General features: G+C 73.3%; 24 protein-coding genes. 12 read left to right on the top strand and 12 right to left on the bottom strand.

The window, feature by feature from the left end:
- Positions 1 to 87 precede the first annotated feature (87 nt).
- From ACTMS2_RS14650 to ACTMS2_RS14620, 7 genes are all read left to right on the top strand, one after another.
- Positions 88 to 1,044: an ABC transporter permease gene (locus ACTMS2_RS14650; protein ID WP_441175842.1), complete on the top strand. Its 957-nt coding sequence runs from the start codon at positions 88 to 90 to the stop codon at positions 1,042 to 1,044.
- Entirely contained in the window at positions 1,044 to 3,002 is a 1,959-nt protein-coding gene (locus tag ACTMS2_RS14645; protein ID WP_441175841.1) for a dipeptide/oligopeptide/nickel ABC transporter permease/ATP-binding protein, read from the top strand. Before ACTMS2_RS14650 ends, ACTMS2_RS14645 begins: the two co-directional genes overlap by 1 nt.
- Positions 2,999 to 4,069 carry an oligopeptide/dipeptide ABC transporter ATP-binding protein gene (locus ACTMS2_RS14640; RefSeq protein WP_441175840.1) on the top strand — a complete coding sequence of 357 codons (1,071 nt, stop codon included), beginning with the start codon at positions 2,999 to 3,001 and terminating at the stop codon, positions 4,067 to 4,069. Before ACTMS2_RS14645 ends, ACTMS2_RS14640 begins: the two co-directional genes overlap by 4 nt.
- Positions 4,066 to 5,004, top strand: coding sequence for a dihydrodipicolinate synthase family protein (locus ACTMS2_RS14635; RefSeq protein WP_441175838.1), 939 nt, complete (start codon positions 4,066 to 4,068; stop codon positions 5,002 to 5,004). Before ACTMS2_RS14640 ends, ACTMS2_RS14635 begins: the two co-directional genes overlap by 4 nt.
- Before the next feature lie 2 nt (positions 5,005 to 5,006).
- On the top strand, positions 5,007 to 5,957 hold the full coding sequence (locus tag ACTMS2_RS14630; protein WP_441175837.1) for an ROK family protein: 951 nt from the start codon (positions 5,007 to 5,009) through the stop codon (positions 5,955 to 5,957).
- Positions 5,954 to 6,634 carry an N-acetylmannosamine-6-phosphate 2-epimerase gene (locus ACTMS2_RS14625; protein WP_441175836.1) on the top strand — a complete coding sequence of 227 codons (681 nt, stop codon included), beginning with the start codon at positions 5,954 to 5,956 and terminating at the stop codon, positions 6,632 to 6,634. The genes ACTMS2_RS14630 and ACTMS2_RS14625 overlap by 4 nt, the downstream gene beginning before the upstream one ends.
- A 95-nt stretch (positions 6,635 to 6,729) precedes the next feature.
- Positions 6,730 to 7,698, top strand: coding sequence for an acetylxylan esterase (locus ACTMS2_RS14620; RefSeq protein ID WP_441175835.1), 969 nt, complete (start codon positions 6,730 to 6,732; stop codon positions 7,696 to 7,698).
- Positions 7,699 to 7,786: 88 nt separating this feature from the next.
- Here the strand turns inward: ACTMS2_RS14620 and ACTMS2_RS14615 are convergent, their stop codons facing one another.
- Positions 7,787 to 8,230, bottom strand: a complete 444-nt coding sequence (locus tag ACTMS2_RS14615) for a DUF6223 family protein (RefSeq protein ID WP_441175834.1) — start codon at positions 8,228 to 8,230, stop codon at positions 7,787 to 7,789.
- Positions 8,231 to 8,459: 229 nt separating this feature from the next.
- Between ACTMS2_RS14615 and ACTMS2_RS14610 the strand changes: the two genes are divergently transcribed.
- Both ACTMS2_RS14610 and ACTMS2_RS14605 read left to right on the top strand, forming a co-directional pair.
- A complete protein-coding gene (locus tag ACTMS2_RS14610; RefSeq protein WP_441175832.1) occupies positions 8,460 to 9,584 on the top strand; it encodes a sensor histidine kinase in 1,125 nt (374 codons plus the stop codon).
- Positions 9,581 to 10,243: a response regulator gene (locus tag ACTMS2_RS14605; RefSeq protein WP_441175831.1), complete on the top strand. Its 663-nt coding sequence runs from the start codon at positions 9,581 to 9,583 to the stop codon at positions 10,241 to 10,243. The genes ACTMS2_RS14610 and ACTMS2_RS14605 overlap by 4 nt, the downstream gene beginning before the upstream one ends.
- Positions 10,244 to 10,319: 76 nt before the next feature.
- Here the strand turns inward: ACTMS2_RS14605 and ACTMS2_RS14600 are convergent, their stop codons facing one another.
- Entirely contained in the window at positions 10,320 to 10,727 is a 408-nt protein-coding gene (locus ACTMS2_RS14600; RefSeq protein ID WP_441175830.1) for a RidA family protein, read from the bottom strand.
- A 70-nt stretch (positions 10,728 to 10,797) separates the two neighbouring features.
- On the opposite strand from ACTMS2_RS14600, the gene ACTMS2_RS14595 reads away from it, so the two are divergent.
- The 3 genes from ACTMS2_RS14595 to ACTMS2_RS14585 all read left to right on the top strand — a co-directional run bounded on the left by ACTMS2_RS14595 (position 10,798) and on the right by ACTMS2_RS14585 (position 14,550).
- Entirely contained in the window at positions 10,798 to 11,421 is a 624-nt protein-coding gene (locus tag ACTMS2_RS14595; protein ID WP_441175829.1) for a TetR/AcrR family transcriptional regulator, read from the top strand.
- 66 nt (positions 11,422 to 11,487) lie between these two features.
- On the top strand, positions 11,488 to 12,204 hold the full coding sequence (locus tag ACTMS2_RS14590) for a carbon-nitrogen hydrolase family protein (RefSeq protein ID WP_441175828.1): 717 nt from the start codon (positions 11,488 to 11,490) through the stop codon (positions 12,202 to 12,204).
- Between the two features lie 216 nt (positions 12,205 to 12,420).
- Positions 12,421 to 14,550, top strand: coding sequence for a cellulase family glycosylhydrolase (locus ACTMS2_RS14585; RefSeq protein ID WP_441175827.1), 2,130 nt, complete (start codon positions 12,421 to 12,423; stop codon positions 14,548 to 14,550).
- A 75-nt stretch (positions 14,551 to 14,625) separates the two neighbouring features.
- Here ACTMS2_RS14585 and ACTMS2_RS14580 read toward each other — a convergent pair whose 3' ends face one another.
- The 10 genes from ACTMS2_RS14580 to menC all read right to left on the bottom strand — a co-directional run bounded on the left by ACTMS2_RS14580 (position 14,626) and on the right by menC (position 25,464).
- Positions 14,626 to 15,897, bottom strand: coding sequence for an MFS transporter (locus ACTMS2_RS14580; RefSeq protein ID WP_441175826.1), 1,272 nt, complete (start codon positions 15,895 to 15,897; stop codon positions 14,626 to 14,628).
- A gap of 37 nt (positions 15,898 to 15,934) precedes the next feature.
- Positions 15,935 to 17,086, bottom strand: coding sequence for a SagB/ThcOx family dehydrogenase (locus tag ACTMS2_RS14575; RefSeq protein WP_441175825.1), 1,152 nt, complete (start codon positions 17,084 to 17,086; stop codon positions 15,935 to 15,937).
- A gap of 855 nt (positions 17,087 to 17,941) precedes the next feature.
- The gene (locus tag ACTMS2_RS14570; RefSeq protein WP_441175824.1) at positions 17,942 to 19,240 is read right to left on the bottom strand and encodes an SDR family oxidoreductase; all 1,299 of its coding nucleotides are present in this window, start codon (positions 19,238 to 19,240) and stop codon (positions 17,942 to 17,944) included.
- 58 nt (positions 19,241 to 19,298) lie between these two features.
- Positions 19,299 to 20,852, bottom strand: coding sequence for a long-chain-fatty-acid--CoA ligase (locus tag ACTMS2_RS14565; RefSeq protein WP_441175823.1), 1,554 nt, complete (start codon positions 20,850 to 20,852; stop codon positions 19,299 to 19,301).
- On the bottom strand, positions 20,849 to 21,100 hold the full coding sequence (locus ACTMS2_RS14560; RefSeq protein ID WP_357720293.1) for an acyl carrier protein: 252 nt from the start codon (positions 21,098 to 21,100) through the stop codon (positions 20,849 to 20,851). The genes ACTMS2_RS14565 and ACTMS2_RS14560 overlap by 4 nt, the downstream gene beginning before the upstream one ends.
- Before the next feature lie 2 nt (positions 21,101 to 21,102).
- Positions 21,103 to 21,375, bottom strand: coding sequence for an acyl carrier protein (locus ACTMS2_RS14555; RefSeq protein ID WP_101410912.1), 273 nt, complete (start codon positions 21,373 to 21,375; stop codon positions 21,103 to 21,105).
- Positions 21,372 to 22,382, bottom strand: coding sequence for a hypothetical protein (locus ACTMS2_RS14550; RefSeq protein WP_441175822.1), 1,011 nt, complete (start codon positions 22,380 to 22,382; stop codon positions 21,372 to 21,374). The genes ACTMS2_RS14555 and ACTMS2_RS14550 overlap by 4 nt, the downstream gene beginning before the upstream one ends.
- Positions 22,379 to 23,020, bottom strand: a complete 642-nt coding sequence (locus tag ACTMS2_RS14545) for a hypothetical protein (RefSeq protein ID WP_441175821.1) — start codon at positions 23,018 to 23,020, stop codon at positions 22,379 to 22,381. Before ACTMS2_RS14545 ends, ACTMS2_RS14550 begins: the two co-directional genes overlap by 4 nt.
- A 959-nt stretch (positions 23,021 to 23,979) precedes the next feature.
- The gene (locus ACTMS2_RS14540) at positions 23,980 to 24,201 is read right to left on the bottom strand and encodes an MbtH family protein (protein ID WP_088999746.1); all 222 of its coding nucleotides are present in this window, start codon (positions 24,199 to 24,201) and stop codon (positions 23,980 to 23,982) included.
- A gap of 135 nt (positions 24,202 to 24,336) precedes the next feature.
- Positions 24,337 to 25,464, bottom strand: a complete 1,128-nt coding sequence (gene menC / locus ACTMS2_RS14535) for an o-succinylbenzoate synthase (RefSeq protein ID WP_441175820.1) — start codon at positions 25,462 to 25,464, stop codon at positions 24,337 to 24,339.
- Positions 25,465 to 25,530 lie beyond the last annotated feature (66 nt).

Here is a 25,530-nt window from a genome sequence, read left to right as displayed (position 1 = left end):
GCCCCCGGCCCTGCGCGTCCCGCCCGGCCCACGCCACCCGCGGACCGGGCGGGACGCCTCGGCGGCCCTCGACGAGAGAAAGACACCATGCTGAGCGTTCTGAGCCTGGTCGCGCGACGACTCCTGACCCTGGTTCCCCTGGTGCTGGGCATCACGCTGTTCGTTTTCGTGATCATGCAGTTCTCCCCGATCGATCCCGCGCTGTCCGTGCTCGGTGACCAGGCGACCCCCGCGCAGGTCGCGGCGTTCAAGGCCGCCAACGGCCTCGACGACCCGCTGCCCCTGCGCTACCTGCACTTCCTGGGCGACCTGGTCCGGGGAGACCTGGGCATGACCTTCCCGCCCTCGGTGCCGGTCGCCGACAAGATCGCCACCGCGCTGCCGCTGACCATCCAGCTGACCGCCCTGGGCGTCGTCGGCGCGCTGGTCATCGCGTTGGCCCTCGGCATCCCCGCCGCGCTGTACCGGGACCGCTGGCCCGACCAGGCCATCCGGTTCGTCTCCATGGCGGGCATCGCCACGCCGTCGTTCTGGCTGGCGCTGCTGCTCATCCAGGAGCTCTCGGTGCGGCGCCCGGTCTTTCCGACGGGCGGCTACGTCAACCCCGCCGACTCGGTCGGCCTCTGGTTGCAGTCCCTCGCCATGCCCGCGCTGGCCCTCGCGGTTCCGGTCGGCTGCTCACTCGCCCGGATCGTGCGCACGTCGATGGTGGAGGAACTCGACAAGGACTACGTCCGTACGGCCGTCGGCGCCGGACTGCCGCCCCGGGTGGTGATCGGCCGCAACGTGCTGCGCAACGCGCTGGTCAACCCGCTCACCGTCCTGGGCCTGCGGATCGGCTACCTCATCGGCGGCACGGTCGTCATCGAGGCCATCTTCTCGCTGCCCGGCATGGGCACCCAGATCATGAGCGCGGTGCAGCAGAACGACACCGCCCTCGCGCAGGGAACCGTCCTCACGATCGCCGTCGGGTTCGTCGTCGTGAACCTGGTTGTCGACATCCTCTACCTCTTCGCCAACCCTCGACTGCGCGGAGCCCACTGATGCGTCGCACCCTCACCGCCCGGCTGTCGCGTCCCGGCATCGCCTTCAGAAGGCTCACCGTCACCTCCCGGATCGCGCTCGGCTTCGTCCTGCTCATCGTCCTGGTCGGCATCTTCGCGCCCCTGCTTCTCCGGCACGATCCCGCCCAGGCAGGGCTCGGCCCGGCCCTGACGGGCCCGAACGGCGAGCACTGGTTCGGTCTCGACAAGCTCGGGCGCGACGTCTTCTCGCGGCTGGTGGCCGGCACCCGGCGTTCGCTGATCGTCGGCTTCGGCGCCGCCGGCATCGCCCTGTTCGTCGGCGCGATCCTCGGCGCGCTGGCGGGAACCAGCCGGACCGCGGTCGACGAGGCGGTGATGCGCTGCCTCGACGTCGTCATGGCCTTCCCGGCCATCGTGCTGTCCGCCCTGCTGATCATCTCCTTCGGGAAGAACAGCCTGCTGGTCCTCGTGATCGCGATCGGCTTCGTCTTCACCCCGTCCGTCGCGCGGATCGTGCGCGCCAACGTGCTCTCGCAGTACCGGGAGGACTACGTGGCGGCCGAACGGATCATCGGCGCACGCCGGCTGCACATTCTCTGGCGACACGTCCTGCGCAACTGCGCCGCGCCGATCCTCGTCTTCGTCACCGTCATGGTGGCCGACGCCATCGTCTTCGAGGCGTCCCTCTCCTTCATCGGTGGCGGGCTGGCCCCCCAGGAGGCGGAGTCGTCGTGGGGCTCGGTCATCGCCTTCGGTAAGGAGATGGTGCAGATCGGCGGCTGGTGGGCCACGTTCTTCCCCGGCCTGCTGATCCTGCTCACCGTGCTCGCCCTGAACGTGCTCTCCGAGGGGATGTCCGACGCCTGGGCCGCCCCGGCGGCCCGGCGCGCCACCAGCTCGCCGGCCGCCGACCCGCTGGCACGGGCACAGCCCGGCTCCGGCGAGGTCGTGCAGCTGCCCGGCCTGCCGGAGGCGGCGCGGCGGCTGCGCGAGCGCGCCCGCCCTCTCCCGCAGGGCGAGCCCGTGCTCCAGGTCAGAGACCTGTCGATCGGGTTCGAGGGACGCCACCGGGGCGTCGACATCGTCGACGGCCTGAGCTTCGACGTGCGCCCCGGCGAGGTCGTCGGCCTGGTGGGGGAGTCGGGCTCGGGCAAGTCGCTGACGTCCCTCGCGGTCATGGGGCTGCTGCCCCAGGGGGCCAGGGTGCGCGGTGCGGTCCACTTCGCGGGTACGGACCTGCTCACCCTAGGCGCGAAACGGCGGCGTGCCCTGATGGGCCGCGAGATCGCGATGATCTACCAGGACGCCCTCTCGGCGCTGAACCCCTCGCTGCGCATCGGCCCCCAGCTCGCGCAGATGATCCGCCGCGGCGGCACCCGGTCGGCCGAGGAGCTGATGGGACTGGTGGGCCTGGACCCCGGGCGCACCCTGGCGGCGTACCCCCACGAGCTCTCCGGCGGGCAGCGGCAGCGCGTGGTGATCGCCATGGCCCTCTCCCGCGACCCGCGCCTGATCATCGCCGACGAGCCGACCACCGCGCTCGACGTGACGGTCCAGGCGCAGGTGATGGAACTGCTGCTGCGGCTACAGGAGCGGCTGGGCTTCGCCCTGATCCTGGTCAGCCACGACCTCGCGCTGGTCAGCGACGTCGCCGACCGGGTCGTCGTCATGTACGGCGGTCAGATCGTCGAGAGCGGTGTCACCGCCGACGTGGTCGGGGCCCCGGCGCACCACTACGCCCGGGGGCTGCTCGGCTCGGTGCTCTCGCTGGAGGCCGGCGCGCAACGGCTCACCCAGATCCGCGGCGTGGTGCCGTCCCCGGCCGACTTCCCACCGGGATGCCGCTTCGCGGACCGCTGCCCCATGGCGACCGAGGTCTGCCGCGACACGGCGCCCCGCCTGACGGGCACCGCCGCCCACGGGTACGCCTGCCACCACCCGGCCGTCACCGTCAGCGAAGAGGAGCTGGCCCGATGAGCGCGACAGCCACGCGACAGCCGATCGTCGAGCTGTGCGACGTGCACGTGGTCCACCGAACCCGCGGTGGCGGCATGTTCAACCGGGAGCGGGTGTACGCCCTGACCGGCGCGGACCTGACCGTCCGCGCCGGCGAGACCATCGGCGTCGTCGGTGAGTCCGGGTGCGGCAAGTCCACCCTGGCCAAGGTGCTGGTGGGGCTCCAGCGGCCGACGAGCGGCACGGTCACCTTCGCCGGCTCCGACGTGTGGTCGATGGCCGCGTCGCAACGGCGCCATCTCATCGGCACCGGCATCGGCATGGTCTTCCAGGACCCGGCCACGTCGCTGAACCGCCGGATGCCGGTACGCGACATCCTGCGCGACCCGCTCGACGTGCACCGCCGGGGCAGCAGGAGCCAGCGGGAGGAGCGCGTCGCCGAGCTGATGGCCCTGGTGGGACTGCCCAACTCGGTCGCCGACGTCCTGCCGAGCCAGCTCTCCGGCGGGCAACGCCAGCGGGTTTCCATCGCGCGCGCCCTGGCCCTGGAGCCGGGCCTGGTGATCGCCGACGAGCCCACCAGCGCCCTCGACGTCTCGGTACGCGCGCAGATCCTCAACCTGCTCCTGGACCTCAAGGAGCGCCTCGGCCTGGCCATGGTCTTCGTCTCGCACGACATCCAGACCGTCAAGCGGATCAGCGACCGCGTGGTCACCATGTACCTCGGCCGGATCGTGGAGCAGGCGCCCGCCGCCGGGCTCCCCGAGGGCGCCCAGCACCCGTACACGCGCGCGCTCTTCTCCGCCACGCCGGGCCTGCTCTCGCCCATCGACCCCATCCCGCTCGTGGGTCCCGTCCCCCTGGCCACCCGGCCACCCAGCGGATGCCCGTTCCGCACCCGCTGCTGGCAGGCCACCGACGTGTGCGCCTCCGACATGCCACCGGTCGAGCCGGGCGCCGACGGCGGTGGCCACGAGTTCCGCTGCCACCACCCCGTGCCCGCCGGGTCCAGCAACGCCGAGTTGATGGAACTCGCCAGAGCAGCGACGGGCCGCACCACCCCCCTACACGTCGAGGAGACAGCGTGACCACCCCAGCCCCGCGGATCGCCGGAGTCGTACCGCCGGTCGTCACCCCCCTGACCGAGGAGGGCACGGTCGACATCCGCTCCCTGGAGCGGCTCGTCGAGCGGCTGCTCGCGGCCGGCGTCGACGGCATCTTCGCGCTCGGCAGCTCGGGCGAGACGGTCTTCCTCACCGACAACCAGCGGGACCAGGTCCTCGAAACCGTCGTGAAGACCGTCGGTGGGGCCGTACCCGTCATCGCCGGCTGCATCGAACCGACCACCCGGCGGGTCCTGGACCGCGCGGAGGCGTCGGCGCGGCTGGGCGCCGACGGCCTGGTGGCGACCGCGCCCTTCTACGCCATCGTCGGCCCCCACGAGATCGAGCGGCACTTCCGGTCCCTCGCCTCGTCGGTCGAGCTGCCCCTGTTCGCGTACGACATTCCCGTCTGCGTGCACACCAAGCTCTCCACGGACCTGCTGACCCGGCTGGCGGCCGACGGGGTCGTGGCCGGCGTCAAGGACTCCAGCGGGGACGACGTCGCGTTCCGCCAACTGGTGCTGCGGATCGCCGAGCGGGCGCCGGACAGCGGCTTCAGCCTGCTGACCGGGCACGAGGTGGTCGTCGACGCGATGATGCTCGCCGGCGCCTCCGGTTCCGTTCCCGGGCTGGGCAACGTGGACCCGGCGGGCTACGTGCGACTGCACCGGGCCTGCGTCGGCGGCGACTGGGACACCGCCCGGCGCGAGCAGGACCGCCTGACCCGGCTGTTCCGGATCGTCGACGCGGCCGACCCCGCCACGACGGCGGGGGCGACGAGGGGTGTGGGCGCGTTCAAGACCGCCCTGGCCCTGCTCGGTGTCATCGACGGCAACGCCGTGTCGCTTCCCCTGCGGCCGCTCGACGCCGACGAGACGGCCCGCGTGCGTACGCAGCTGGAACTGGCGGGGCTGCTCTGAGCATGTCCGAGGCACGCGATCGCGGAGCCGGCGCCGACGAGGCGGTCGCCGCGCTCGACATCGGGGGAACGAAGACGGCAGCCGCCCTCGTGACGGGGCAGGGGCTCGTCCTCGACCGGATCACCGCCGCCACCCCGGGCAGGGCGGGCGCCAGCGCCGTCCTCGCCACCGCCGCCGACCTCGTCCACCGGCTGAGGGCGAGGGCGCCGGGGACACGCGTACGCGCCCTCGGGGTCGGCAGCGCCGGGGTGGTCGACAGCCGGACGGGCCGGGTGCTCTCGGCCACCGACGTGCTGACCGGCTGGGCCGGCACCGACCTGGCCGGGCGGCTGCGGGAGCTGACGGGCCTGCCCGTGGCCGTCATCAACGACGTGCACGCGCACGCCCTCGGCGAGGCGCGTCACGGCCCGGCGGCCGGGCACGAGACGATGCTCTTCGTCGCCGTCGGCACCGGCATCGGCGCCTCGTTCGTCGTAGGCGGCGGCGTGCTCGCCGGCGCCCACAGCGCGGCCGGCCACGCCGGTCACCAGCCCTCCCCGTACGCGGGGTCGCTGCCCTGCACCTGCGGCCGGCTCGGGCACCTCGAAGCGATCGCCGCCGGGCCCGGCCTCGCCGAGGAGTACGCGCGGCGCACCGGCCGGCCGGTCGACGACCTGCGGTCCGTGGCCGCCCGCGCCGAGGGCGGCGACGACACGGCCCGGGAGGTCGTCCGGCTGGGCGGGGCGGCCGTCGGCTCGGCCGTCGGCGGGCTGGTCAACGTGCTCGACCCGCACGCCGTGGTGGTCGGCGGCGGCGTCACCGGGCTCGGCGAGCCATGGTGGCGGGCACTTCGCGACGCCGTACGGCGGGAGACGCTGCCCGGCCTGGCGGACGTGCCCGTGCTGGCCTCGACCCTCGGCGCCGACGCACCCCTGCTCGGCGCCGCCTCGCTCGCCTGGGAGACCGTCGCATGAACGCGCTCGTCGCACAGCTGCGCCACCGCCTGGTGGTCTCCTGCCAGGCGTACCCGGGCGAGCCGATGCGCGACCCGGAAACGATGCGCCGGGTCGCCCTCGCCGCCGCCGCCGGCGGCGCCGCCGGCATCCGCGCCCAGGGGCTGGCGGACATCGCGGCCATCCGGGACGCGGTCGGCCTCCCGCTGATCGGGCTCTGGAAGGACGGCGACGACGACGTCTTCATCACCCCGACGCTCGACCACGCGCTGGCCGTGGCCCGCGCCGGCGCGCACGTCGTCGCGCTCGACGGCACGTCCCGGCCGCGGCCCGACGGCCGTACCCTCGGCGAGACCGTCGCCGCCGTCCACGAGCGGACCGGGGCCCTGGTGATGGCCGACTGCGCCACCTTCGAGGAGGGGGTGGCCGCCGCCGAGGCGGGCGCAGACCTGGTGGGCACCACCCTGGCCGGCTACACGGCGTACACCCGCAAGCAGCCCGGCCCGGACCTGGACCTGGTCGCCCGGCTCGCCCGCGAGGTCGACGTGCCGGTGGTCGCGGAGGGCCGCATCCACACCCCCGCGCAGGCGGCGCAGGCGCTGCGGGCCGGCGCGTGGGCGGTGGTGGTCGGCACGGCGATCACCCACCCCACCACCATCACCGGCTGGTTCGCGTCCGCCATGGCCGGCGCCCGATAGCGACCGGGGCGTACGGCGGCCGCCCCTCGGCCGTCGTCGCCGGTCGCACCCGCACGACGACACCCGACGATCCTGTCTGGCACGGAGGTCACACTGTGGCGCTGAGCGATCTGACCCTCGCCGACTGCCGGGCGTACCGGCCCGAACTGGCCGTTCCCGAGGACCTGGACGCCTTCTGGGCGCGGACGCTGGGTGACGGCGGGGCGGGACCGGCGGCGTACGAACCCGTCGACACCGGCCTCACCCAGGTCCGTACGTTCTCGGTCACCGTCCCCGGATACGGTGGCGAGCCCGTGCACGGCTGGTTGCATCTGCCCACGAACGTCGCAGGGCCGCTGCCGTGCGTGGTCGAGTACCTCGGTTACGGCCGAGGCCGCGGCCTGCCGCACGAGAAGCTGTTCTGGGCGGCGGCCGGCTTCGCGCATCTGATCATGGACACCCGGGGCCAGGGCTGGAGCGCCGCCGCCGGCAGCACCGCCGACCCGCACCCTCATCCGGGCGGCACCGTGCCCGGCTTCCTCACGCGCGGCGTCACCGATCCCGACGACTTCTACTACCGCAGGCTGATCACCGACGCCGTGCGGTTCGCCCGCGCCGCGCGGGAACATCCCGCCGTCGACGCCGACCGCGTCGCCGTCACGGGCGTCAGCCAGGGCGGTGGCCTGGCGCTGGAGGTGGCGGCGCTGTTCCCGGGCGTGGCGGCGGCCATGCCCGACGTGCCGTTCCTGTGCGACTTCCGCCGTGGCGTGCAGGTCGCCCTCCGCGGCCCCTACGGCGAGATCGCCGAATACCTGAAGCTGCACCGCGACCGGGCCGGCCGGGTGTTCCGCACGTTGTCCTACTTCGACGCCGCCGTGCTCGCGCCCCGCGCGACCGCGCCCGCGCTGTTCTCCATCGCGATGCTGGACCAGGTCTGCCCGCCCTCGACCTGTTTCGCCGCCTACCACCGCTACGGCGGCGAGAAGGAGCTGCGCGTGTACGAGTTCAACGACCACGAAGGCGGCGAGGCGGCGCATCAGCTCGAACAACTCACCTGGCTGCACAAGGTCCTCGGCCGGCGGTGACGGGGGCGGTCCGCCGATCCGGTCGGCGCCGCGGCCACGGCTGCCCGCGCCGCGGCGCCCACCCCGTCCCGGCCGGTCGTCGCGGCGGTCAGCCGGTGCGCCGGGAGCGAACCATGGCGAGCCCGCCGAGGACCGTGGCGGCCAGCCCCAGCACCAGGGCCAGGTAGGCTCCGCCCCGCCCGTTGCCGGTGCCGATGCCGCTGTCGGCGGTGAGCACCACCACGGCGCCGAGGGCCATGCCGGTCAGCGCCGCCGCCAGGGCCAGGGTGGCGCCGAGCCGCCCGGCGCCGGTGCCGATCCGACTGGTGGGGCGGGCCAGGGCCAGCCCACCGACGATCACGCCGGCCAGCGCCAGCACGCCGGCGGCGGCCGCCGTGAGCCGTCCGGCGCTCATGGCGTACGCCTCGGCGGCCGCCGGTCGGGTCGCCACGTGTGCGGCCGCCGGCGCGGCGAGCCCGAGCCCGCCGAGCGGGGCGGCCACGGCGGCGGCCAGCATCAGCCGGGCCGACTTCAAGGTTCGTGACGAGCTCATGTCGTCTCCTCCTGCGTGCGTCTCGTTGCCGAGCTTCGGATGTCGCCCGATCATGTCGCCGGGCACGCCGCCGGTCGTCGTGCGTACGGATGCGGTTCGCGCTGCCGTGGCCGCCGCAGCCGGCTACCGCGGACGCGGTAGGCGACGGCGCGCGTACCGCGGGCGCGGCAGGCGGCCGCTCGGCTGCCAGGAGGAGTCGCGGGCGGCGGGATCTGGCTAAGGTGCGCCCATGCGCACAGGACGGTCCGGCGTTCCGGCCGGTGTCAGAGACTGGGCGGTCGCCGTCGGCGTGGCGGCGACGCTGCTGGTCGCGGGGCTGTCCGGGGACCGACCCGACGCCGACCCGCTCGGCTACGTGCTGTTGGTGGCCGGCGGCCTGGCGTTGGCTGCCGCACGGCGCGCTCCCGTCGCGGTCCTGGCCGTCACCGGGCTGTGCGCGGCGGGCCACCAGGCGCTCGGCCTCGACGTGCCCGCCGTCGCGTTCCTGTTCGCGGTGTACGCCGCCGTACGGGCCGGGCACCGCGTCGTCACGATCGTGGCGGCGGTGGCGATGCTGGCCGCTCTGCCGCTCGCGGCCCTCGCCCCGCCGTCGGACCTGTCCCTGGGCGAGGCGCTCGTCCGGTCCCGGGGCGCACTGGAGCTGGCCTGGCTGGTCGCCGCCGGGGCGGCGGGCGAGGCGCTGCGGCAGGCCGAGCGGCGCGCGGACGAAGCCGAACGCACCCGGGAGGAGGCGGCGCTGCGCCGCGCCGACGAGGAACGGCTGCACATGGCGCGGGAGCTGCACGACACGCTCACCCACCAGATCTCGGTCATCAAGGTGCAGGCCGAGGTGGCCGTCCACCTGGCCCGCAGGCGGGGCGAACCGGTGCCGGAGGCCCTGCTGGTGATCCAGGAGGCCGGCCGGGAGGCCGCCCGGGAGCTGCGAGCGACCCTGGAGGCGCTGCGCGACGACGGCAGGACCCCGCCGCACGGGCTCGCGCACCTACCGGACCTGGTGCGACGTGCCCGGGTGTCCGGTCTGGACGCGACGTTGACCATCGCGGGGCGGCGGCAGGACGTGCCCGTCGCGGTCGACCGGACCGCCTACCGGATCGTCCAGGAGTCCCTCACCAACGTCGCCCGTCACGCCGCTGCCGCCACGGCGTCGGTCCGCGTCGACTACCGGCCGGACATTCTCGCGATCCGCGTCGACGACGACGGCAGGGCCACGCCGGACGCGCCCCCGGTGCCGGGCATCGGACTGCTCGGGATGCGCGAACGCGTCACCGCCCTCGGGGGCCGGCTGCGCGCGGAGCCCCGCAACGGGGGCGGCTTCACCGTCCACGCCGAGCTCCCCGTGGGCGGAACGGCATGATCCGCGTCCTGCTGGTCGACGACCAGCCGCTCCTGCGCAGCGGCTTCCGCGCGCTGCTCGACGCGGAAGACGACATCGAGGTGGTGGCCGAGGCCGCCGATGGCGAGGAGGGCCTGGCGCTCGCCAGGGAACGCCTGCCCGACATCGCGCTCGTCGACATCCAGATGCCGGTCATGGACGGCATCGAGACGACCCGCCGCATCGTCGCCGACCCGGCCCTGGCCCGGGTGCACGTCGTCATCCTGACCAACTACGGCCTCGACGAACACGTCTTCCACGCGCTGCGCGCTGGCGCGGCCGGCTTCCTCGTCAAGGACATCCAACCGGAGGACCTCCTGCACGCCGTACGGGTCGCCGCGCGCGGCGACGCGCTGCTGGCGCCGTCGATCACGCGCAGGCTGATCGACAGGTACGTCAGCGAACCGCTCCACGACGGTGCCGAGGCGGGGCTGCGGGGGCTGACGAACCGCGAACGCGAGACCGTCGCCCTGGTGGCGAAGGGCCTGTCCAACGAGGAGATCGCCGAGCGTCTGGTGATCAGCCCGCTGACCGCGAAGACCCACGTCAACCGGGCGATGGCCAAGCTCCACGCCCGGGACCGCGCCCAACTCGTCGTCCTCGCCTACGAATCCGGTCTGGTCGCCCCTCGCAACCGCTGACGTCGCCGGCCCGGACGCCCTCGGGGGTGCGGAGCTGCGCCGCCTCAGGCTTCCGTTCGACCCGTGTCGCGCCGGTTCAGTCGACGACCGCGGTGGCTTCGATCTCCACGAGGAGATCGGGGCCGGCGAGCGCGCTGATGCCGAGCCCCGTGAACGGCGGGGCCGAGGTGACGCCGAGTTTCGCGGCGGCCCGGGCGATCCCCTCCATCAGCGCGGGCATCTTGTCGGGCGTCCAGTCGACGACGTAGGCGGTCAGCTTCGCCACGTCGGCGAAGGTGGCGCCGGCCGCGGCCAGGGCGGTGGCCACGTTGAGGTAGCACTGTTCCGCTTGGGCGGCGTAGTCGCCCGCGCCGACCGTGTTGCCGTCGGCGTCGACGGCGACCTGGCCGGCGGTGAAGACCAGCTTCGTGCCGGTGGCGACGGACACCTGCCGGTAGAGGTCGACCGTCGGCAGTCCTTCGGGGTTCACCAGGGTGATGGCCACGTTTCTTCCTTGTCCTCGAAGCCGGGTGTCCGCCGAAACATAGCACAGCTATGTTATGTATCGTCGTGGCATGGCGAGGACGAAGGATCCGGCGGTACGCACCCTGCTCATCGAGCGCGCCGCGCACATGCTCCGCACCCGCGAACCCGTCACCCTCCGCTCGCTGGTCGCCGGGACGTGCGTGTCGACGATGGCCGTCTACACCCACTTCGGCGGGATGGACGGCATGTGGAAGGCCGTACGGCAGGAGGGCTTCACCCGCCTCGGGGCCCGACTCGCCACGGTGCCGACGTCCCAGGACCCGGTCCGGGACCTGACCGCCCTGGTCGCCGCCTACGTCCACAACGCGTTGGAGCACCCCGACCTGTACCGGGTCATGTTCGACGCCGACTTCGACCTCGAGGACGCCCAGGCGGCGGACGACACGCTGGAGTACCTGGTCCGGGCCGCCGCCCGGGGCGGGGCGGCCGGTCGGTTCCGCGCCGACGTCGAGCCGCTGGAGTTGGCCACCCAGAGCTGGGTCGTCGGCCACGGCCTGGTCTCCCTGGTCGCCACCGGTCCGCTGCCGCGACAGACCCTCGACCACGGCACCGAGCTGCTGGCCGCCCTGTTCGTCAGCTCGGGGGACCGGCCCGACGCCTGTCGCCGGTCCGTCGAGGACGGCTGGCGGCAGGTGCTCCCCGTCGGCGGCTGACCCGGCCGTCCGGCCAGGCGCCGACCACGGTCGGCGCGCAGGATCTCGTCCAGCTCCGGAGGGCTCATGCTTCGTCAGCCGCTCGTCGTCGCCGTCGCCCAGCCGCACACCAGGGCGTACGACGTGGCCGCGAACGCGGTCGAGCACGCCGCCGTGGTCCGGGCCGCGCTCGCGCGGGTGGTGGTATTCCCCGAGCTCTCGCTGACCGGATACGAGCTGGACGCGCCCGCGGTCACCGCCGGGGACCCCGGGCTCGCGCCGATCGTCCGGGCGTGTGCCGAGGCGGGTTCCCTCGCGCTGGTGGGCGCCCCCGTTCGCGGCGAGGGGGGCCGCGAGCACATCGCGATGCTGGCCGTCGACGGGGCCGGCGCGCGCGTGGCGTACCGCAAGGTGCACGTGCACCGGTCCGAGGAGCGGTTCAGCCCCGGCGAGGGACCCGCGGTGCTCGACGTGGACGGCTGGCGGCTGGGCCTCGCGATCTGCCGCGACACCCGCTTCGCCGGGCACGACGCCGCCACGGCGGCGCTCGGCATGGACGTCTACGTCGCCGCCGTCCTCGAGCACGCCCGCGACGCCCAGGTGCCCGCCGAGCGGGCCCGGCGCGTCGTCGCCGACCGCCGGGTGTGGGTCGCCGCGGCGAGCTTCGCCGGGTCCACCGGCGGGGGCTTCGAGCGGGCGGCGGGCGGCTCGGCGGTGTGGGCACCCGGCGGCGGACTGCTCGCGCAGGCGGGACCCGACGCGGGGCGGTACGTCTCGGCCACGCTTCGCGACCCGGGTCCCTGACCCCTCGGGCGCGGGGGTGCCGCCGTGGCCGAGGGGCGCCCGTGCCGTCCCGGGAGCGAGGTCGGTCGGCGGGCCGGAGCCGCCTTCCAGATAGAGGTACGCCGATTGACAAAGTTTGGAATCTAAACTTAACCTGCGATTCGCGATCGGGTGCCGGCCGCGTTCGGGCGGCACCGCCCGCCGTCCCGTCCCAGCGGTACCCACGCGAGGAGCGTCATGGTCGAGAAACGAGGCACGACGAGTGCAACCCGATGGCGCCTGAGCCTGGTCACCGGCGTCCTCACGATGCTGGTGGTGAGCCTCGGCCTGACGTTCGCGGCGAGCGCGCACGCGGCGGCCGGCTGCCGGGTGGCGTACTCGGCCAACCAGTGGCCCGGTGGCTTCACCGCGAACGTGGCCGTGACCAACCTCGGTGACCCGATCGACGGCTGGCGTCTGACCTGGACGTTCCCCGCCGGACAGCAGGTGACCTCGGCGTGGAACGCCACCGTCAGCTCCGTCGGCGCCGACGTCACCGCGGTCAACCTCGGCTACAACGCCGCCATCGGCACCAACGCCACGGTGTCGTTCGGCTTCAACGGCACGTGGTCGGGCGCCAACACCGCCCCCGCGGTGTTCGCCCTCAACGGCGTCACCTGCACCGGCGGCGTGGGTCCCACCACGGCCCCGCCGACCACGGTCCCGCCCACCACGGTCCCGCCCACCACCCCGCCACCGACCACCCCGCCGCCGACCGGCGACCCGCTGGCCTACGTGGCCGCGATGCAACCGGGCTGGAACCTCGGCAACACCTTCGACGCGGTCGGCAGCGACGAGACCGCCTGGGGCAACCCGCGCGTCACCCAGGCGCAGTTGGACGCCGTCCGGGCGCAGGGCTTCAACAGCATCCGGATCCCGGTCACCTGGAGCAACCACCACGGCCCCGCGCCGGCGTACACGATCGACCCGGCGTGGTTGAACCGGATCAAGGAGGTCGTCGGCTGGGCCCTGGACGACGGCTTCTACGTGATGATCAACATCCACCACGACTCGTGGCAGTGGATCAACGCGATGCCGACCGAGCGGAGCACCGTCCTCAACCGCTACAACGCGCTCTGGACCCAGCTCGCGGCCGCGTTCCGGGACGCCTCGCCGAAGCTGCACTTCGAGAGCGTCAACGAGCCGCAGTTCGCCAACAGCTCCGGCGACGCCCAGAACGCGCAGCTGCTGCACGAGCTGAACGCGTCCTTCCACCGGATCGTGCGGGCCTCCGGCGGCAACAACGCCACCCGCATGCTCGTCCTGCCGACCCTGCACACCTCGGCTGACCAGGCCCGCGTCGACGAGCTGGCGAACACCTTCACCCAGTTGGGCGACCGCAACCTCATCGCCACCGTGCACTTCTACGGCTACTGGCCGTTCAGCGTGAACGTCGCCGGCGGCACCCGGTTCGACGCCACCGCCCAGAAGGACCTGACCGACGCCTTCGACCGGGTGCACAACGCCTTCGTGGCCAGGGGCATCCCGGTGGTGATCGGCGAGTACGGCCTGCTCGGCTTCGACCGGCACACCGGCACCATCCAGCAGGGCGAGAAGCTCAAGTTCTTCGAGTTCCTCGGCTGGTACGCCAGGACGAAGAAGATCACCACGCAGCTCTGGGACAACGGACAGCACTTCGACCGCACCGCCCTGCGGTGGAAGGACCCCGAGCTGTTCGCGCAGATCAGGTCGAGCTGGACCACCCGCTCAGGGACGGCCTCGTCCGATCAGGTGTACGTGCCGCGTACCGGCTCCGTCGCCGCCCGGTCGCTGACGCTGAACCCGAACGGCACCACCTTCCAGGGGCTGTACCAGGGCGGCACCGCCCTCGTACGGGGCAGCGACTACACCGTGTCGGGCAACCAGCTCACGCTGACCGCCAGCGCGCTGACCCGGCTGGTGGGCAACCGGGCGTACGGGGTGAACGCCACCCTCCAGGCGCGGTTCTCCGCCGGGGTGCCGTGGCGGATCGACGTCGTCACGTACGACCCTCCGGTGCTGTCGAACGCGACGGGGAACACGACCTCGTTCGCCGTCCCGACCCAGTTCCGCGGTGACCAGCTCGCCACCATGGAGGCGAGGTACGCCGACGGTCGCAACGCCGGCCCGCACGACTGGACGCCGTTCAAGGAGTTCGACGTGGCCTTCGCCCCCGACTACCCGGGCAACCGCATCACGCTGACCGAGGCGTTCTTCGCGGCGGTCGACGACGGTGCCCGGGTGACCCTCACCTTCCACTTCTGGAGCGGCACGACCGTCACCTACCACGTCACCAGGTCGGGTGGGAGCGTCACCGGCGTCACCGCCGCCGCCGTCCGGGCGGGCTGACCCGGCACCGGTGTCCCCGTCGGAACGGGCCGTGGCCGCGAGCCGGTCACGGCCCGTTTCCGCGTACCCGATGGATCATCCGCTGTGGTCGTTGCCAACCGGCGCTTCGCCGCGGCGCGCGCGGGCGGGGTCGCTGAAGGTGCTGACCCCGGGGACCAGCAGCGTGACGGCGCTGGCCGCGGCGGTCAGGACGGCCGCCGCGAGGAGCGTGGGCCGGATCCCGAACGCCGCGACGGCGGGCCCGGTGAGGGCGTACCCGACCGGCAGCAGGGCGAAGGCGCTGAGTTGATCCAGGGCGAGGGTCTTGCCGAGCACCTCGGCGGGGATCTCGCGTTGCAGGGCGGAGAGCCAGTAGAGGAAGTAGATCTCCACGACGAATCCGCCGACCGCGAAGCAGACGGCCGTGACCGGCAGCGGCAGGGCGAAGGCGAGGCTGCCGGGCAGGGCGGCGTACGTGGTGAGGGCGAGCATGCTGACCGTGCCGGGCCGGCGGGGCCGCCACCGGCCGGCCAGGGCGATGGCGGGCAGCGCGCCGGCGGCGGCAGCGGCGAGGACGAACCCGTAGGCGAGCTCGCCGCCGAGGCGGTCCGCCGCGATCAGCGGGAGCAGCGTCAGGCTCGGCGCGGTGCCGGCGAAGAGCTGGACCGCCACGGCGGCCATGACGGCGGCGACCCAGGGGCGGCGCCGGACGGTGGCGATGCCGGCCCGGGCGTCGGCCAGGACGCTGCTGCCGGGCCGGTTGCCGGCGGCGATGTCGCGTACGCCCAGCACCGCGAGGGCGCCGGTCGCGAAGAGGAGGGCGGCCAGGCCCAGCGCGGCGTGGATGCCGATGGCGGTGACGATCGCGGCGCCGGCGAGCGCCCCGAGCAGGGTCGCGGAGCGCTGTACGGCGGAGACCAGGGCGTTGCCGCGTTCCAGCAGGGCGGTGGGGAGCAGCGCCGGGACCAGCGAGCGCATCGCCGGCCGGGACAGCGACTCGGCCACGCCGGACAGCGCGGTGACGATGCCGAGCGCCGCCAGGGGCAGATCGTCGAGGGCGAAGAGCGTGCCGAGGACGATGGCGGTGCGCAGCGCGTCGGCGGTGAACAGGATCCGGGGCCGCGAGACGCGGTCGGCGAGGATGCCGCCGGCGAGCAGGCAGACCACCAGGGCGATCGCCCGGCCGGCGAGGATGACGGCGATGGTGCCGGCGCCGGCCCCGAGCTGCACGGCGTGCAGCGCGAACGCCACCGGCAGGATCTGGTCGGCGACCGCTCCGGCGGACTGGCTGGCCCACACCCGCAGGAACCGCGGATGCTGGCTCAGCTTCTCCACCGGCACGGTGGCCGGGCTGGTGGCGGCGCTCATGGCGTACGACGGGGGACGCCGGTGCGGTCGGTCGCGCTCATCCGAGCTGGTCCTCGCCGGCCGCCAGGTCGGCGGGTGACCGGTGCGTGCTGGCGGCGAGGCGGGCCGGAGGCGGGTACTCCGGCCCCACGGGGCGGATGCCGTCGCCGGGAGCGGGATTGCCGGCGGAGAGCAGGTAGGTGGCGAACTCGTGGTCGCCATCCACCCCGAGCATCGCCTCGACGCCGCTGTCGTGGAACGCCACCGTCTGGAACGGCGCCAGGCCCAGTGCGGTGCAGGTCAGCGCGAAGGTCTGACCGTAGTGGCCGGCGTCGAACATCCACAGCCGGTAGGCCCGCGGGTGCCGGTACTTCCAGGACAGGCGGGCGGCGACGGTGGTGGTGAGGCAGGTGAAGGCCCCCTGGTAGGAGGGCTCCTGCTCGTAGGCCAGGGCGGCGATGCGCTGCCGGTCGACGCTGGCGTCGAGCAGTTCGAGGCGGTGCACCTCGGGAGCGTAGTGGTAGAGGCCGGGCGGCACCCCGGTGACGTCGTAGACGGCCACGTAGCACTCGACCTCGTGCCGGCCGCCGGCGGAGGCGCTGATGCGCCCCTGCTGCGGGCCGAAGGCGCCGCCGTCGAGGAAACGCTGGGGCGCGAAGGTGCAGGCCAGCACGGTGGCGAGCGCGTCGATCCCGACCGGGGTCCCGGCGAACGCGCGGTGGGTGCGCCGGGCGGCGAACACCTCCTCGACGGGCGAACGCAGCGGCAGGGCGCGCCGGGGGAGGTGCACGGCCGGGGCGTGCGGGTAGCGCTTGAAAGGTGCCGGGGGCTCGCCGTCGGCGACGATCTGCGCGGCGGTGGCGTCCCGGCGCGGCGAATCCACGAGGTAGTTGGCGTCGCGGGCCTCGATGTGCATGCGGGACGCGACCGGACCCCAGTGCTGCCAGACGGGCGGGGTGGCGTCGTCGTCGGTGTCGGCCACGAGGATGCCGGCGTCGCGGAGCTGGTGGAGCGCCCGGGTGGCGGCCTCGGCAGCCTCGTCCCCGAAGTGGGCGGCGACCTCGTCGACGTCGGTGTAGTCGTCCAGGCGCTGCAACAGGGCGAACAGGTCGGGGGTGACGCGCAGCCATCGGCGCTGGCCGGGCAGGGCGACCATCAGCGCATCGCTGTCCCAGCGGCAGATGAGCTGGTCGCGGCGGCGTACACGCATTCCGATGCCTTTCCCACGCACGATGAACGGAAATGGTGCCGGACCCGCGTGCGGGTCCGGCACCGGGCTCGTCAGACGGCCCCGTGGTTCAGGACTTCCTCGTTCGTCTCGACGATCACGATGTCGAAGGCCATGGCTCGTACCTCCTCTCCGGCGCGGTGGGCTCGTGCACCCCTGGACGGGACCGTCTCCGCCGGCTTTCGAGACGGGCGTACGGGGGAACCTCAGTGCCGCGGAAACGCGTTCGGGATGGCAGCCGGTCGGCTGGCGCCTGCGGCAGGGGAGTCGTCTTCGGCGGCTTTCGCGGAGCCCGTCGAGAATGCGGAACAGGTCTGCGGTCGGCGCACCGTCATGACAACTCCTCTCATCCGTTCTCGCTTGCGACATAAAGAAGGTAGCGAATGCGTTGACGCCTTGCCAAGAGGTCGATCGCCGTTCATTCGCCGACGTGCAGCAGAAGTCGATGAGAATGCGAGGCGGCCGTGAGGAATCCTCCAGGAGGCGGCGTGGAACAGGCGCAAAGGCGGCAGAGAGCGGCCTCCGGGCAGGCAATTCCCGACCGGTGGGCGATGAATGGGCCATTGGTGTGCGCGACGGTTTATGGCGAGGGCGGACGCCGCGAAGATTCCGTTCGTGAAGCTCCGTCGCAATTCGGGGCCACGCTGCGCACCGACGCGTTCGGCCCGGAATTCGGCCGCTCGACGCCGTCGCCGGCCGCGTTGACCTGGCGACGCTTCCCAGGGCCGGTGACCGGGTCGGAGGCGCAGGCCAGCCGGTCGCTCCGGCGCAGTGAAAAGCAGCCGGCCGCTGCCCACCCGGAGGGGGAAGCGGCCGGCTGCCGGGAGAGGTGGGGCGTCAGACCGCCCCGACGGCCACCGGCTCGGGGGCGGGAGCCGGAGCGGGGACGCTCGCGCCGACGGCGACGGGAGCCGGCGTGTTCTCGGGCAGGTACCTGCCGAGCTTGCGGATCCGCCTGGCGTTGTTCTCCATGACGTCGATCGACGGCAGGTCGGCGTCGATCCGCACCGTCGTCGGGTTCGACGCGGCGGTGTGGATGTTGTTCAGCAGGGTGTGGAACGACCGGGGGAACAGGGAGCTGACGAACTTCGACTGCTGCCGGCCGCGCCGGATGCTGGCCACCGGCTTCGACCAGTCGATCTGACCGGGCCGGAAGCGGTGCTGGCGGACCAGCTCGCGGCGGAACGTCGCCCACGGCACCAGCTTCAGCTTGAACCGCTCGGCGATCTCCTCGGTCGTCACGGGGGTCACCGGGTAGCTGATCACCCTCGGCGCGCTCGACAGGGCGTTGGCCACCACGGACCGGGCCAGCACGTCGCCCGCCACGACCGGGCTGGTGACCTCCGAGTCCCAGACCATGCCGAGCTGGAGGATGTGGGAGATCATGTTCCAGAACGAGTACTCCATCCCGGGGTCCTTGAACCCGGTGCCCGGGCCGCCCAACGCGAACGGCGCCTGGTAGATGTGGATCGGCACCCCGTCGCGGTTGGCCCGCAGGCTGATGTGCTTGACGACCCACTTCATCCGGCTGTAGCCGGTGTAGAAGAAGCTGTTGCGGTAGAAGTCGCGCCACTGCTGGTAGACCTCGCTGCCGACCGAGCCGATGACGTGTAGCGTCTTGAACCGCTTCTGCAGGCAGAACTCCGCGAGCCGCAGCGTCGGCAGGACCTTCTCCTCGCGGTACCGGGAGTAGGGGTAGTCGTGGGTCGTCGCCCCCGCGGCGTCGATGACCACGTCGACCTCGGTGAGCAGCTCGTCGTACGTGGCGGGGTCGAGGCCCATCGCCGGGTCCAGGTAGCTGCCCTCCAGGACGGACAGCTTCCCGCTGTCGGGCAGCTCCAACTTGTACTTGCGCAGCTGCCGGGCGATGCGGTCCTCGCCGGACTTGTCGCCCTTGCGGCGTACCAGGGCGTAGACCGTCGCGACGCGGGCGTCGCCGAGGAGTTCGCGCAGCATGTGCATGCCGACGAAGCCGTTCGCGCCCAGCAGGAGCACGTTCTTCGGCTCGTCGTTGCCGCGACGCGGAAGTCTCTTCGCGACCGTCCGCGGGTCCTCCGAGTAACCGAGCGAGATCCGGTTGGGGTTACCCATCGAGAGCGCGATGCGGTCGCTGTTGTGTCGCAGGAAGATGTGCATGGGTCCGCCTTTGCATGAAGGGTGAGGGTCGTGGAGCCAGAACGGGACCGGCGGGCCGTCAGGCCACGCGCCGCTCCAGGTGCTGCCAGAACCTTTCACGCAGCTCCCGGCGGAGGAGCTTTCCGCTGGGGTTGCGGGGCAGCTGGTCGACGAACTCGTAGCTCGCCGGGATCTTGAAGTCGGCGATCCGCCCCCGCAGGAACGGGGTGAGGTCGCGGGCGGTCACGGGTTGGTCGGGGTGGGTCACCACGAAGCAGTGCACGACCTCGCCCCAGTGCTCGTGCGGCACGGCGACAGCGGCGGCCTCGACCACACCCGGGTACGCGCTGACCGCGTTCTCGATCTCCGCCGGATAGACGTTCTCGCCGGCCACGATGATCGTGTCCTTGATCCGGTCGCGGACGAACAGGAAGCCCTCGGCGTCCAGGTAGCCGGCGTCGCCGGTGTGCAGCCAGCCGTTGACCAGGGTCGCGGCGGTGGCCTCGGGCAGGCCCCGGTACTCGATCATCCGCGCCGGGGTGGACAGGCAGATCTCGCCGACCTCGTACGGCGGCAGGACCCGGCCCGTACCGTCGATGATCTTCACACCGAAGCCCGGGTACGGCAGACCGGCCGCCTGCATGCGCGGCCCGCCGACGACGTGCGCCGACGGCGGCAGGCAGACCGCGGTGTTGCCGCTCTCCGACAGGCCGTAGATCTGCGCGAAGTCGCAGTCGAACATCTCGATGCTGCGCGCGAGCAGCGCCTCGGAGATCGGCGACCCGCCGTAGACGATCTTGCGCAGCGAGACGAAGTCCTCCCGCTTGGGCCGGGGCGGCGCGAGCATCATCTGCAACTGGGCCGGTACGACGCACGCCGTGGTGACGCCGTGCCGGCGGATGAGGCGGACCGCCTCGTGTCCGGCGAACACCCGGACCGACACGTTGGTGATGCCGGCGCTGAAGCCCTGGATCGACCACCAGAGCCCACCGATGTGGAAGCCGGGGATGCCGATCAGGCTCACGTCGTCGGGACGCCAGTCGATCCAGTCCAGGCCCTCGGAGGCGAGCGCGTCACGCACCGCGAAGAAGCTGCGGTGGGCCAGCACGACGCCCTTGGGATTGCCCGTCGTGCCGCTGGTGTAGACCTGCGCCAGCGGCTGCTCCTCGGTCCAGGACGGCTCCAGATCCCCGTCCTCGTCGCCCTGCCAGCCGGTGAAGTCGGCCAGCGACACCACCTCGCGCAGCTCGGGCAGGTCCGGCCGCAGCGCCTCGGCGGTGTCCAGCAGGTCCTCGTCACAGAAGAGGACCGTGCTGCCGGAGTCGCGCATGATGTGGCGGATCTCGCCGGCGCGCAGCCGCCAGTTGATGGGCACCAGCACGGTGCCGGTCTTGGCGCAGGCGAACAGGACGTCGTAGTAGTGCTCGGACTCCTTGCCCAGGTAGGCGACGCGGTTCCCGGCCGTCGCCCCCGCGCGCCGCAGGGCGTGCGCCGTCCGGTTGCTCGACCGGTGCAGCTCGGCGTAGCTGACCGTACGGTCCTCGCAGTGCACCGCCGGGTGCTCCGGGCGCTGCGCGGCGTGGAAGGCGACGACGTCGTGCACGGTGCGCAACTGCGGGTGGTACGCCCTCATCGGCTCGTCCCGTCCGGGACCGCCAGCGTCTCCTCGAGGTAACGCACGATCGCCGAACCCGACGCCAGGGCCGGCAGCAGGTTCGGGTCGATCTCGATGCCGAACGCCTTCTCCAGCGCCATCATGAGCTGGATCTGGCGCAGCGAGGTCCAGCCCGGCACGGTGTCCGGGTCCAGCCGCTCGGGCAACTCGCCCGGCGCGACACCGAACACCGAGGCCACCACCTCGCGGACACGGGTCTCCAACATTGCTACTCCTTGGGTGTCGCGCCGGGGCCCTGCCCCGGGGTGAAGAAACGTCGCGTGATCCGCGAAATCGTGCGGAAGTCGTCCGTGCTCACCTCGTCGAGGGAGATCTCCGTGCCCAGCTCCGCCTCTATCAGGTAGAGCAGCTCGACGAAGTGCATCGAGTTCAGGACGCCGGTGTCCACGAGGTCCTCGTCGACCCCGACCGAGTCGATGTCGGGGCATCTGGCGCGCAGGAACGCGGTGAGGAACTCGGGAACCGTCTCGGTCGTGCTCATGACCCCTCCTGGGGGCGCGTCGGTGCGGGGAGGATCTTCGTGGTGACCCGGGCCGCCGTCGGTCCGCCGGCGCAGCGGTGCGCGGCGACGGTCCCTCCGGTGGACAGGCCGGTCGGGATGAGGCGGTTGGTGCGCAGCGCGACGGCCGGGTCGCGCAGCAGCGGGTTGGCGTCGCGCACGGTGGCGGAGAAGAGCGCGAAGACCGGGTCGATGACCTTGGTCGCCCCGTCGTCGTCCTCGACCTCGACCCACGCGTGGACCAGGTCGAGCATGCCGACCACCCAGCCGATCCGGGTGACCGCCGCGAAGCCGGCCCGGTCGCAGAGCCCGGCCAGGTACCGGCTCGCCGAGTCGCAGCTCGCCACGCCGCGCGTGGTCACCAGGTCGACGTCGTCGCTCAGGGCCTCGGGCAGCTTGACCCAGCGCAGGTCCATGGCGGCGAACTCGGCGGCGATCGCGCGCAGCTCCGGTGAGCGCAGCTCGGCCCGCTCGCCGCGGGTGTGGACGGTGGCGGTGACGGCGAGCTGCGACGCCGTACGGGTGACGGTGTCGTCGTCCGGCCCGACCGTGCCGCCGGTGGGCTCGACCGTCAGGTCGTGCACCGCGCCGCCGCAGCGCTCGGGGCGCGGCAGGGCGAGCACGCTGGTCGGCTGCGGGCCGCACGCGTCGGCGGCGCACGCGACGCTCAGCGCGAACCGGGAGGCGCGGGGCGAGAGCAGCTCCTCGGTCGACGCGCGCATCCACCGCAGCGAGTAGGCGAAGGCCTGCTCCGGCACCGTCGTGCCGGTACCGGAGTACAGCGCCAGGTTGAACAGGTCGCGCGAGTCGAAGCGTTCCTCGCCCGCGTCGCCGCTGGCCGGGAGGCCACGGTCCAGCAGCTCGGACAGCGTGTGGTCGTCGCAACCGAGCACCTGCCGGGCCGTGACGCGGTCGACGTCGTCGAGCCGGTGCTCCGGCGGGACCGCGAAGAGCGTGTCGAGCCCGCGACACAATCCGGCCGCGGTCACGACGGAGCCGTCCTGTCGCGCCACATCGTCTTGATGACGCTCCCGGTGCTCAGCACGTACTCGTCGACCGAGGTCCAGCCGAGCATCTCGTTGATCTGCACCTGCTCCGGGCCGGCCGAGGTCTCCAGGTAGCCGGGCAGGCCGAGGGCGTCCGCCCGCGCCTGGCCGGCGCGGATGAGGACGTAGCCGACGCCGACCGAGTCGACCCGCCGGCCGAGCACCGCGAACCACACGTGCGGGCGGCTGGGGCGCATCCGGTCCAGCGCGTTGGAGATCCGGACGGCGTGCACCACGGCCCGCGGCCCGGCCAGCAGGCACGCCACCGAGCGCAGCGCCCAACCCCACCACGGCGTGGTGCGCTCGTCGCCGTAGAGGACGAGGATCCCGTCGAGCCGGTCGGCACGGTACGCGGCGAGGGTGATGCCCGAGCTCATCAGCTGGGCGATCACCAGTTCCGCCAAATAGAGGGCGGTCAGCGCCGACCGGCGCTGCCACCGGGGCAGCGAGCCGGCGGCGGCCCAGATGGCGCCGTCTTCGTACGCCTCGGCGAGCAGCCGCGCGCCCGCCCACAGCTGTCGCCACCGGAGATTCCGGACCTCGAGCCGGGGCTCCGGCCGGGCGATCGTCTGACTGTTCACATTGCACCCCACGTCCCGCACGCGAGCCCGCTGACCTGGGTGAATTTAATGGTCTTGGGTAATCCGCCAGTAACAAACGAGGTCTCTGCGACGGGCTGCGCGCACCCGGCCGCCCGCCCCGCGCGGGGCCCGGGGCAGCCGTCCCGGCACCCGCTGCCCGGGGCTGCCCGCCGGGCCGCTCCCTTCCCCGGGTCGGGTGCGGATCGGAGGCTGAGCCGTGTCGCGTGACGACGTCGGGAGCCCGCCCGAGCAGCACCGCGTCGAGTCGGTGCCGGCGTGATCGTCGGCCACTGGGAGGTCGTCATGGCCGGTGGCCGGAGCGTCCACCGCCTGGGCCCTCGCGCCGTACGCCGGGCGCGTCCTCGCCCTGGACGCCTCGCGGACCACCGCGATCTGGCCGCGGCAGTCCACCTGGGACCGCTCCGGCAACCTCGCGCGGGCCGAGCGGGGCCTGCTGGGGACGGTCCTGGCCTGCGGGGCCCCGCCCACCTACGACGACACCCAGCGCATCGGCGACGAGGTCGTCGAGCGGTCTACCCGCGCGAGGACGTCTACTCGTGCCGGATGGGCGTGCCCCGCGAGGTGCTGGACCCGGCGCTGTTGGCCGCGGCGCACAGCCGGGGCAACGTCACCGTGCTGCGCCCGGCCCGGGTGCGGGACCTCCGGGGCCCCGGCGAGGTGTTCCTCCGAGAACGCGTCGCCGGCGCTCGGGTCGCGCGTGCCCCACCGCCGCACGAAGTCCGCGTACGGCGGCCGGCGCGGCGGGTCGGGCTCCCGGCCGGCCCGGCGCGCGGCGTAGTCGGCGGGCGCGCGTCCCGCCGCCGCAGGTCCGACGCCACGGTGGGCGGCACGACCTGCGCCACGCCGTGCTCGCCGTCGACTTCGAAGGCCGTACGTTGCACGGCGAGGGCCGGATACCGCCGGAGGCTGCCGTTCCTGCGCCCTCGTCCGGTGCGGCGTCAGCCGGTCGCGGCGTGCTCGTCCATCCAGCGCCGCAACGACAGCGGCCGCATGTCCGTCCACACCTCGTCGATGTGGGCGAGGCACTCGGCACGTGTCCCGGTGGTGCCCTCGCGCCGCCAGCCGGCGGGCAGTTCCCGGTCGTCCCACCAGATCGAGAACTGTTCCTCGTCGTTCACGACCACCGCGTACGTCCGGGTGTCGTCGTCGTCAGCGCTCATCGGACCCCCTTCGCCGGAAGGATTTCAGCCACGTCGATCGCGTGTCAAGGAATCGGGGGCCACCGGGCAGGCGATCGCGGTGACCAGGCGTCCCGGTGACCGCCCGTGGTGCCGGTCAGGCCACCCGGGCGACCGTCACGCCGCGCCCGCCCGCAGCACGAGCCGGTCGGTGGTCCTCTCCTCGACGTACGGCAGGTCGGCGTCCCAGCCGAGCCCGGGCGAGTCAGGCACCGCGACGAGGCCGTCGGTGCTCACGATCGGGCGGGTGGTGACGTCGCGGGCGTAGTACTTGTCGGAGCCGGAGACGTCGGAGGGCAGCGTGAAGCCGGCGAGTGCGCTCAGCGCGACGTTGGCGGCCCGCCCGATGCCGAACTCGTGCATACCGCCGCACCAGACCGGGACACCGTGCTCGCGCGCGAGGTCGTGCGCCCGTACGGCGTGGGTCAGCCCGCCCATCCGCGAGACCTTGACGTTGAGGACGCGTACGGCGCCCAGCCGCAGCGCGGTGACGAGGTCGTCCACCTCCTCGACGGACTCGTCGAGACAGACGGGGGTGTCGATCCGCTCCTGGAGGGCGGCGTGCGCGACGAGGTCCCGTGGCGCGAACGGCTGCTCGATCATCATCAGGCCCAGGCCGTCGAGCGCCTCCAGGACGGCCCGGTGCCCGGGGACGTCCCGGTAGGCGCCGTTGGCGTCGACGTGCAGCGGCACGTCCGGGTGCGCCGCGCGGACGGCCCGTACGGGCTCGACGTCCCAGCCGGGCGCGATCTTGAGCTTGATCCGGCGGTAGCCCTCGTCTACCCGCAGCCGCACCTGCGCGAGGAGGTCGTCGACGGTGGGTTCGATGCCCAGGGAGACGCCCGCCTCGACGGTGCCGCGCGAGCCGCCCAGCGCGTGCGCGAGGGAGACGCCGTTCGCGGTCGACCACAGCGCCCAGGCGGCGATGTCGAAACCGGCGCGGGCGAAGTGGTTGCCGCGTACCTTGCCGAGCGCCGTGGCCAGCTCCGCCGGGTGCGCCCAGTCGGTGCGCAGCACCATCGGCGCGAGGTGGTCCCGGGCGACCGCCCAGCAGCTCTCGACGGTCTCGGCGCAGTAGAACGGCCCGCTCGGCGACGCGATCTCGCCCCACCCCACTGCGCCGTCGGTGTCGGTGAGCGTGACCAGGACGTGCTCCAGCTCGCGCTTGGCGTGGGAGCTGGTCTGGAACCGGCGCACGAGCGGCAGCCGGACCCGGCGCAGCTCCACCACCTCGATCCGCCTCACGACGCCCCCTTCCCGTGCTCGGCGTGGCCCCGGGCCGGCCCGTGGGCGGCCTCCGCGCCCCGCCAC

Source organism: Micromonospora sp. SD12, assembly GCF_052068495.1.
Lineage (GTDB): Bacteria > Actinomycetota > Actinomycetes > Mycobacteriales > Micromonosporaceae > Micromonospora > Micromonospora echinofusca.
The sequence above is the reverse complement of the archived record's forward strand: the minus strand, read 5'-3'. Positions and strand labels throughout refer to the sequence as shown.